This is a genomic window from Microcystis sp. M49636_WE2, assembly GCF_030065375.1.
Taxonomy (GTDB): Bacteria; Cyanobacteriota; Cyanobacteriia; order Cyanobacteriales; family Microcystaceae; genus Microcystis; species Microcystis aeruginosa_C.
The window spans coordinates 1-7,531 of the sequence record NZ_JASJFG010000599.1 but is presented as its reverse complement, the minus strand read 5'-3'; the positions used below and the strand labels follow the sequence as shown (position 1 = coordinate 7,531).

Annotated in this window: 12 protein-coding genes and 1 pseudogene; 7 read left to right on the top strand and 6 right to left on the bottom strand. The window is 39.7% G+C overall.

Translation table 11 applies throughout. The features are described 5' to 3' along the window. Nucleotides 1-83 precede the first annotated feature (83 nt). Together PX484_RS13880 and PX484_RS13875 are read right to left on the bottom strand one after the other, a co-directional pair. Entirely contained in the window at nt 84-227 is a 144-nt protein-coding gene (locus tag PX484_RS13880; protein WP_157404786.1) for a hypothetical protein, read from the bottom strand. Between the two features lie 54 nt (nt 228-281). Next, nucleotides 282-507 (bottom strand): annotated as a pseudogene (locus tag PX484_RS13875) (IS630 family transposase); the annotation flags it as partial. Between the two features lie 22 nt (nt 508-529). On the opposite strand from PX484_RS13875, the gene PX484_RS13870 reads away from it, so the two are divergent. From PX484_RS13870 to PX484_RS13840, 7 genes are all read left to right on the top strand, one after another. Then, nucleotides 530-1,042 carry a hypothetical protein gene (locus PX484_RS13870; protein ID WP_002802497.1) on the top strand — a complete coding sequence of 171 codons (513 nt, stop codon included), beginning with the start codon at nt 530-532 and terminating at the stop codon, nt 1,040-1,042. 149 nt (nt 1,043-1,191) lie between these two features. Further along, nucleotides 1,192-1,965 carry an ATP-binding protein gene (locus tag PX484_RS13865; protein ID WP_287765343.1) on the top strand — a complete coding sequence of 258 codons (774 nt, stop codon included), beginning with the start codon at nt 1,192-1,194 and terminating at the stop codon, nt 1,963-1,965. A 101-nt stretch (nt 1,966-2,066) separates the two neighbouring features. Then, nucleotides 2,067-2,438: a DUF4258 domain-containing protein gene (locus tag PX484_RS13860; RefSeq protein WP_002802495.1), complete on the top strand. Its 372-nt coding sequence runs from the start codon at nt 2,067-2,069 to the stop codon at nt 2,436-2,438. Then, on the top strand, nt 2,435-2,644 hold the full coding sequence (locus PX484_RS13855) for a DUF2283 domain-containing protein (RefSeq protein WP_002802494.1): 210 nt from the start codon (nt 2,435-2,437) through the stop codon (nt 2,642-2,644). The genes PX484_RS13860 and PX484_RS13855 overlap by 4 nt, the downstream gene beginning before the upstream one ends. A 34-nt stretch (nt 2,645-2,678) precedes the next feature. Continuing rightward, the gene (locus tag PX484_RS13850) at nt 2,679-2,960 is read left to right on the top strand and encodes a hypothetical protein (protein ID WP_002802492.1); all 282 of its coding nucleotides are present in this window, start codon (nt 2,679-2,681) and stop codon (nt 2,958-2,960) included. A 421-nt stretch (nt 2,961-3,381) separates the two neighbouring features. After that, entirely contained in the window at nt 3,382-3,519 is a 138-nt protein-coding gene (locus PX484_RS13845) for a hypothetical protein (protein WP_287668814.1), read from the top strand. A gap of 845 nt (nt 3,520-4,364) precedes the next feature. Next, a complete protein-coding gene (locus PX484_RS13840; protein WP_288104294.1) occupies nt 4,365-5,648 on the top strand; it encodes a protein kinase domain-containing protein in 1,284 nt (427 codons plus the stop codon). 42 nt (nt 5,649-5,690) lie between these two features. On the opposite strand, the gene dps is transcribed toward PX484_RS13840, so the two are convergent. From dps to PX484_RS13820, 4 genes are all read right to left on the bottom strand, one after another. Then, a complete protein-coding gene (gene dps / locus PX484_RS13835) occupies nt 5,691-6,224 on the bottom strand; it encodes a DNA starvation/stationary phase protection protein Dps (RefSeq protein WP_002802486.1) in 534 nt (177 codons plus the stop codon). A 258-nt stretch (nt 6,225-6,482) separates the two neighbouring features. After that, nucleotides 6,483-6,710 (bottom strand): type II toxin-antitoxin system HicA family toxin, encoded by a 228-nt coding sequence (locus PX484_RS13830; RefSeq protein WP_002739431.1) that lies wholly within the window; start codon nt 6,708-6,710, stop codon nt 6,483-6,485. Nucleotides 6,711-6,712: 2 nt separating this feature from the next. Then, nucleotides 6,713-6,919, bottom strand: a complete 207-nt coding sequence (locus PX484_RS13825) for a type II toxin-antitoxin system HicB family antitoxin (protein WP_002739432.1) — start codon at nt 6,917-6,919, stop codon at nt 6,713-6,715. Nucleotides 6,920-7,012: 93 nt separating this feature from the next. Beyond that, entirely contained in the window at nt 7,013-7,363 is a 351-nt protein-coding gene (locus tag PX484_RS13820) for a hypothetical protein (RefSeq protein WP_002739434.1), read from the bottom strand. Nucleotides 7,364-7,531: the final 168 nt, after the last annotated feature.

Here is a 7,531-nt window from a genome sequence, read left to right as displayed (position 1 = left end):
AGTCTGACTAATACTAGAGATAGTCGCGAGAAACTGCTGCAGGATACCCAGGCGACTATTGAAAAAATCGTTTCTCGTCATTTCTAGTTGACCGATTTTAGCATAGTCACTTGAGCCACAGGACAGGCAATACAGGTGCCAGAATTGTCACTGCGGCGGCTGTCGCTAATCTCGATGACCTCCGCTTCTGCAAGAGCAAGAATTGTCTCCTGTCCATCAGTAGGCATTTACCTTCTCGTGACAGCAAAGATAAGACCACCAGTTTTTTGGTTGTCTATACTTTAGATGGTCATAATCTGAGATTTATTAAACTTCTGAAATCCTAGGAGTTAGCAAGGAATCCAGTTCATTTTTATGTTTCAAATAGGCATCATTCAGACATCCATGAATAGCAGAAGAAAACTAATAAAAGTTTTCATAATATTTTGCATATAAGCATTTATTTTTAACGAATTTACACAGCCTTTCAATTAAATTAAGATTAAGCGAATAAGGCGGGAAATAGAGAAACGGCCGATTCAAGTCTAAATTGCATCACTGTCCGATCTACCTTCATAGAATACCTCATTCGGGGTACGATAGTCAAGACATTTTCGTAGAAGCACATATCGCTAAATTACAAACCTGTTTTGAGGGAGCGTTACCCCATGTGGGACTTTTACCTTCTGTCATTGCGGAAGGATTAGAGGTTATCTATCAGCAAAAGGGTTGGCAATTAACCGATAAGGGAAGAAATTCTGAGATAGAATCTCGTCAATTTCCGACGATGGATGATTTTTATGTTGCGGTAGAGAAGGTGTTAAAAGAAAGGGGGGATCAGGGAGAGGTTAAAAGTAATCTAGAAGCAGCGATTAAGGGAAGAATTAAACCATTACTAATGGGAAGTAAGGGGTTAATGTTTAGTCGTCCTATTTCTCAGCCAAATGCTGAGGAGTTATTTAGTCATCCAGTTATTTTAGAAATGAATGATCTCAATGAGCAAGATAAGTCTTTATTGGTGATGTTCTTTTTAACTATGTTACGAGAATATCGGCTCTTCTAGGTTCTGTGTGATCAGTTTAACTTACTCTATGATCGATCGATCTTTGTGTCCTCTGTGTCTGGAGTGGTTCCTTCCACTCCCTCGCTCTTGAGGAATGTATCTTAGAGTACATTTTACCCACCAAACCTGGGAGAGCCGAATATCGAGAATTGAATCCAAGTAAAGAATTAACTCATATCACCTTAGTAGAAGAAGCACACAATGTCTTAAAAAATGTGGCTTCTAAGGGGAGTGAAGAGGGAGGAACATCGGATGTCAAAGCCAAAGCAGTTCAGTCATTTTGTAATATGTTAGCAGAGGTCAGGGCTTATATTGCTCACCAGTTGCGGGATACTCATGATCGAGAGGCGATCGCCAACGCCATGATTATGAGTGAGGAGCAGCGGGATTTTTTAGGAAAATGCGAGACAGGGAGGGCAGCAATATTTTACACTGGACTACAGAAAGCGACTTTCATTGATGTCCCAGTGTATAAAGATCCTGCACCACCGACTTATGAGGGTAAGTCTTCGATAGAGAATTGTTATCGAGGATTTGACGAAAATTTCAGTCGGCAGCAGTCTGATGAAGAGGTGCGGGTTTATATGAGTCGCTTTGGGGTGGTGAAGGGTAAAATGATAAATTGTTTTCTATGTACAGATCCCTGTGAGTATCGGGATGATATTCTGAGGTTGGCTGAGGAAAGTAAGGACGAGTTTAACGAGGCTTGGAAAAGCTTTAAAAAAGCTAAAAATAAGACTGAATCGATGAAAAATCTTGCCAGACTTATTTTAAAGGTAACTAATATTGAGGAGGAAAAAAGTTTATATATGGCTTGGTGTTATACCCAAGAAGTAGCATACCGATGTCGAATCAATGCTCTTAATCAAAGTCATAAAAATAGTTTTATCAAGTCTTTTAAAGAGGTAATTTGTAAAGAATAGAGAAGCATAAATTAATCAAAATTCTGCCTTACAGTTTTTATCAGAAGAAGAACAATAACAAGCATATCGGAGATATTTGATTTACTAGGAAGTAACAGCCTATGAGCATTATAGAAAGTCAAGATTCTTCGGAAAATCCAGAAGACTTAACGGAAATACAACAAAATGATGATGAAGCTTTAGCACAATGGCAAGAAGAACAATTAGAAGAAACCGAATATATATTGAAAGACCATGTTTTACAAGAAATGGAAAAACGGGATATTCCCCCAGAATTAGTAAAATCGGTACTCAACAATCCAGAACAGATAGTATCGGGTTATAATAATCGAAAGGTTTATCAATCTCGCCTAGACTTTGGAGATGGTAAAGAATACCTCTTACGACTTATTGTTGAGAGCAATCGAGAACCAATAGAAGTGATTACAGCCTACCGAACCAGTAAAATTGATAAGTATTGGGGAAAGCCATGAAAATTATTTATGATCCAGAAGTAGATATCATGAACATTATCTTTTGTGAAACTACAATCGCAGAAAGTAATGAAGACGAAAACGGCATGATTTTTGACTATAATGATGAGGGTAAAATAGTGGGTATTGAAATTCTTGATGCCTCTCAACGAGTTGATAATCCTCAAGCTATCAGTTACGTTATCCAATTATCTAAACCTTCCTAAATTATTAATTTATTAACCAAAATTTAAAAATCCTATGAATATCGAAAGCAGCTCGACAACAGAAAGTCAAGAGTCTTCTGAAAGTTTAGAAAATTCAGCAGAAACAGAGCAAACTGATGAGGAAGCTTTGGCGCAATTGGAACAAAAAGAATCCCAAAGTGATGGTCAAGAGTCTTCAGAAAACCTAAAAAATTCAGCAGAAACAGAGCAAACTGATGAGGAAGCTTTGGCACAATTAGAATCAGAACAATCTGAGACTTCTGAAAATCAAGCAACAGATGAGGAGGCTTTAGCACAATGGGAATCAGAACGATGAGGAGAAGGAAGACGGAGACAAAGATAAAGGAAAGGAAAAAGGAGATAAAGATAAAAGCACTAAAAAAGGAGGTACTGATAGAGGTGGTTTACCAGGAGATTTTTCACCATCGCCAGGTTCTAAAATTGAAGATTCTGATAAGGGGGATTCTAAACCAGACGCGAAAAAAAAGATAGCCTACGGATATCCTAGAAGCATAAAAGAAGCACTAACAACCGAATATCCTGAAGGTATGGTTTATATTTTGCAAAATGTTCTTGAGGAATTAGATAGATTCGACTTAGATTTTCCACCGTCGAGAAAATAGGGTAATCAGCGTAGTCCCTTAAAACCTGCTGATAGGGATATTATAGATATTAATCAAACAGATGATGACGTTAGAGGTTTTCCGAATCAAACTAATTTAAAAGAAGCGATTTATATGGCACAGGATTTGAGTCAAGAATGGAGCGGTTTAAACTATACCGAAAAAAGTGACGCAATGGGAAGAATCAGAGCTAGGATTCAAGAAGAAGATATGTGGCTTGATTGGCATAAAATCCCCTTAACTGAAGGGTAAAAAGTCGCTTATTGGTTTTCTTACACAGAGGAAGATCATCGCAATAACCTATTATTTTCCGATCCAACTCCTCAAACTCCAACCCCTAAACCAAATCCTACTTATAACCCATCACAAGTATTAAGCTTTAATGAGTGGGTTAATCAAAATCCTGCCTTACAGCATTTTTCAGAGCAAGATCAACGAGAAGCTTATCAAAGATACCTAAAATCTAAAGGCGTTAATATCCTCTCTTTTGACGAGTGGTTAACCGAAAATCCGGCTTTACAGTTTTTCTCAGAGGAAGAACAACAACAAGCCTATCAGCGATATTTAGACTCGTTAGGAGGTAATTCATAACCTTAATTTCTTATTCAAACATCCAGAGTTTAGTGCTGAAGCGCAACTACAAACCTTGTCATAAAATCAGGTTCGTTGTCGAGGCTTTAGCCCGATTTTTATCTATAATTAGGTATTATTCTATTTTTAATAGCTCTCGTGGGTGGTGCGTTACGACGGATTGTTATTCCTAAGTAAAAGCCAAGATTGTCGCCGTCTAACGCACCCTACTGGACTGACTTTTGAGCGTAGGCGCTCTCATCGAATTTTATTTTAAGTTAATTATTTGCATAACAATTCCCGAAGAGCCAAAAATATTTGGTATTTGATGATTTCTTCTCAATATCTGATTGGTTGAGTATTTTTTTTGCTTATTCTGATTTTTTTTCTTTGAAAATACCTGTAGTTTTTTATGCTTCAAACTGAAGTGGGGAATATGGGTTAAAATATTAAAAGGATGCTAAAGATAGCGGCTAGAGTTTCCAGAGTGAGCTATCCTAGAGATACTACTTACTCCATCCTCGCCCATGCTCGATCGAGTTCTCCATAGTCGTTATCAAGTCCAACAGGTGCTGGGGAAAAAAACTATCTTAGCTAGGGACAGACACACCACCCAGTTAGTTATCATTAAACTTATTCCTGTTCCTAGGGGGCAAGGGAGTCAGTTTATCGGAGAAATAACCGGTAAAATTGCCCTATTGCGACAACTCTCCCACCCATCTCTCCCCAAATACCTCGATATTTTTGAGATAGATTCATCCCAAGAACAAATCATCGCTATTGTCCGGCCTTATTTATCAGCGCAGCCTTTAGAAAACTATCTTAACTCCGGTTATTTGTTAGCAGAACAAGACCTCAAACAAATTGCCAAATATCTTTTGGAGATTCTCTCCTATATCCATCAGCAGGATCTCCCCATTAACCACGGCAATATTAAACTTAGTAATATCCTCTTTGATACCCAGTCTCATCGTTTTTATCTAGTTGATTTTGCCTTTGATTCCGATTCTCCCACCACCGACTTACAGGATCTAGGTAAAACTTTAATCAGTTTAGCCACGGGGATTAAGCATCGTTACATACCCGAAAACTTTGAGCAAAAAACTAATCTAAGTGCTTTTTTCATCTATTGGTTAAAAAGATTATCAAACTCCCCTCCAGACTCTCATTTTCGTTCGGTGACAGAAGCTTTAGCCAGCTTATATAGTTGTCAATTGATCCTAGTATTTATTGGCAATCTGACCAAACCCTACGGCAGCGAAGTTACTGTTTATAAAACAGATAATCTCCTGCAAATAAAAATCGCTAGTAAAACCAAACAAAAGTTTTTCAACAATCTCAAAACCCAGTTAAGACAGTTTTTACCATCCCTATTCTTTACGATCATTCTCTTAACTATAGTCGCTATTTACGATCTCAAACTGGTCGCTTTTTTAATCCCGATTATCCTAATTTTTCTGCTCAATTTAATTTCCTCTAGTTTATCTTGGCAGTTATGGAAATCTTTTTGGCAGGGGGAACTAGAGTTAAAAATTACCCCCAAAAAAGTTTCTCTTTACCAAAAACTCTGGGGGCTGAAATTTAAACCAACTGCCGATGCCGCTAATTGGGAAATTTATAGTCTCCTCCGTCGCAATGTCACCGTCACTATGCAGGGAGAAAATGTTAATATTATTCCTCCTTCTCTGGTTCTCGTTGCCAACCATCGAGAATATATTATCACTGCCAGTGAAGATGTTAGCGAAGCCGAATTAGATTGGTTGGCACAGCAGTTAAGTGATTGGCTACGTTTACCGATTACGAGAATTTAAGGTGTATTAAGCTACGTTAACACACCCCAAATTTATCTATAATTAACCGATAACATCTTCCGATTTAATCAGATGCGCTTCTAGGAACCAGAGACGTTTATCGATGTCCCGGGAGATTTCCGTATAGAGATCTGCTGTGTCGGCATCCCCTTGATTGCCAGTGCTATCAATAGCAGAACGAAGATGGGAAGCGTATAAGGCATAACGTTCGGCTAAAGCAACGATATGTTCACTACCATCGACGATATCAGCCGGATATTCTGGCAGAATCGAGTTAGCGGCGGCGATGCGTGCTGTTCCCAAAGCGGTTCCACCTAAAGCGGTAATCCGTTCTGCTACCATGTCCCCATAGCCTTCTAATTCCGTGGCCATTTCGTCAAAGAGGCTGTGCAATTGGTAGAAATTTAAACCTTTTACATTCCAGTGGGCTTGTTTAACCTGAGTTTTTAGGTCTAAACTAGCGGCAAGGGTTTGGCTTAAGATTTCAACAATAGCTTTGCGGATATCTAATGCTAAATCGATGCGGGTGGCGTAGTATTGTCCCGTGGTTTTGGTTTTGACTGGAGTGGCTACCATAATCTTTCTCCTTGATCAGTTAACAGAATACTCGATAATTTTTGTGGGTGCATAAGGGACTGATTTTGATCCTATTGGACGTTGATAATAAACTGAAAAACGGCCAATTAATTCGGAAAACAAGTAGCTGATAACTGATACTTCCAATGCGCTCAGTACAAGTAACGGCTCGAATCAGCGGCATCAGACAACCTTGAACTGAGCATCAGCAGCCTTCGTCCGTCCGCTGCACTCGAATTGTCAGACCTCTCTTATCGCTCATCTCATGCCAGAAACAAATTCTTGTACCGTAATTCCAGCAGTACGAATAAGACTACGAAGCGTACCCTTTGCCACTTCACGATGATCAGGAACAGAGAGTGTTACCTGTTCGCCCTCCTTAACCATGATAATATGGCTTGCACTTTGACGCGCAACTTGCCAGCCGAAGGTTTCAAATACTCGGACTACCTCACGTCCGCTGAGAACAGGAAGAGCAGAGGACATGATTATGCCATTACCTCTACTTGGTGAGTTTCAATCGTTAGCGGTAGCCCACGTTCTGCACGAACTTGAAGGCAGGCGATAATTGCATCTCTGATATTTTCAAGAGCTTCTGCTCTCGTTTTACCTTGGCTGACACAACCCGGAATGCTGGGGCATTCTACAACCCAAACTCCATCTTCGTCACGGTCAAGTGTTACAGTCAACTTCATAAGTTTTCACCACAATCTCCCCGCTTATAGTTTACCTCGTGTTCTCACCTACCTATTAGTGGATGACAAGAACCTTCAGGAATCAAAGCTACATCAAGGAAGATACCGAATTGGGTTTTGCCCACCTTCAGCAAACTCAACCCAATTTACGGATGTTGCCCCTATGTACTGAACATGAGTTAATCGAATGTCGTATCGACCTTCCCTGTCTGCTGGCTCTGCACCAGCATGGTTCGCTATGTACAAATTATTCGCATTATTCTCATCATCACGATGATAAAGAATAATACGGTCAACTTCACGATTGGGATCGATCTTCCACTGACCCGTTGAACCAGTGTTGTCATCGTGGAGAACAAAGTGTTTTCCCTCTGTAAAGATAACGACTACCTTTTCATTTGGCTTTATGAAGTCACGGGCTTTCACAAAATCAGCAATTCTCATACTTGTGAGGCACAAAGTTTCTGGTTTTAGTTAGGGTCTGCTGAAAAAGTTTGTTGGTGGGGGCAGGGTGTGGGGTGTGGGGTGTGGGGTGTAGGGTTTTACCGATTTTGAGGTAGTCAGTTACCTAATTTTCAGGGAAAAAGTACCTGAATTTTACCCCCGATCCCT

Coding starts and splice junctions, on each gene's coding strand:
- PX484_RS13850 (WP_002802492.1), top strand. CDS start 2,679: ATGAATATCGAAAGCAGCTCGACAACAGAAAGTCAAGAGTCTTCTGAA.
- PX484_RS13820 (WP_002739434.1), bottom strand. CDS start 7,363: ATGAGAATTGCTGATTTTGTGAAAGCCCGTGACTTCATAAAGCCAAAT.
- PX484_RS13840 (WP_288104294.1), top strand. CDS start 4,365: ATGCTCGATCGAGTTCTCCATAGTCGTTATCAAGTCCAACAGGTGCTG.
- PX484_RS13825 (WP_002739432.1), bottom strand. CDS start 6,919: ATGAAGTTGACTGTAACACTTGACCGTGACGAAGATGGAGTTTGGGTT.
- PX484_RS13860 (WP_002802495.1), top strand. CDS start 2,067: ATGAGCATTATAGAAAGTCAAGATTCTTCGGAAAATCCAGAAGACTTA.
- PX484_RS13845 (WP_287668814.1), top strand. CDS start 3,382: ATGGCACAGGATTTGAGTCAAGAATGGAGCGGTTTAAACTATACCGAA.
- dps (WP_002802486.1), bottom strand. CDS start 6,224: ATGGTAGCCACTCCAGTCAAAACCAAAACCACGGGACAATACTACGCC.
- PX484_RS13855 (WP_002802494.1), top strand. CDS start 2,435: ATGAAAATTATTTATGATCCAGAAGTAGATATCATGAACATTATCTTT.
- PX484_RS13830 (WP_002739431.1), bottom strand. CDS start 6,710: ATGTCCTCTGCTCTTCCTGTTCTCAGCGGACGTGAGGTAGTCCGAGTA.
- PX484_RS13880 (WP_157404786.1), bottom strand. CDS start 227: ATGCCTACTGATGGACAGGAGACAATTCTTGCTCTTGCAGAAGCGGAG.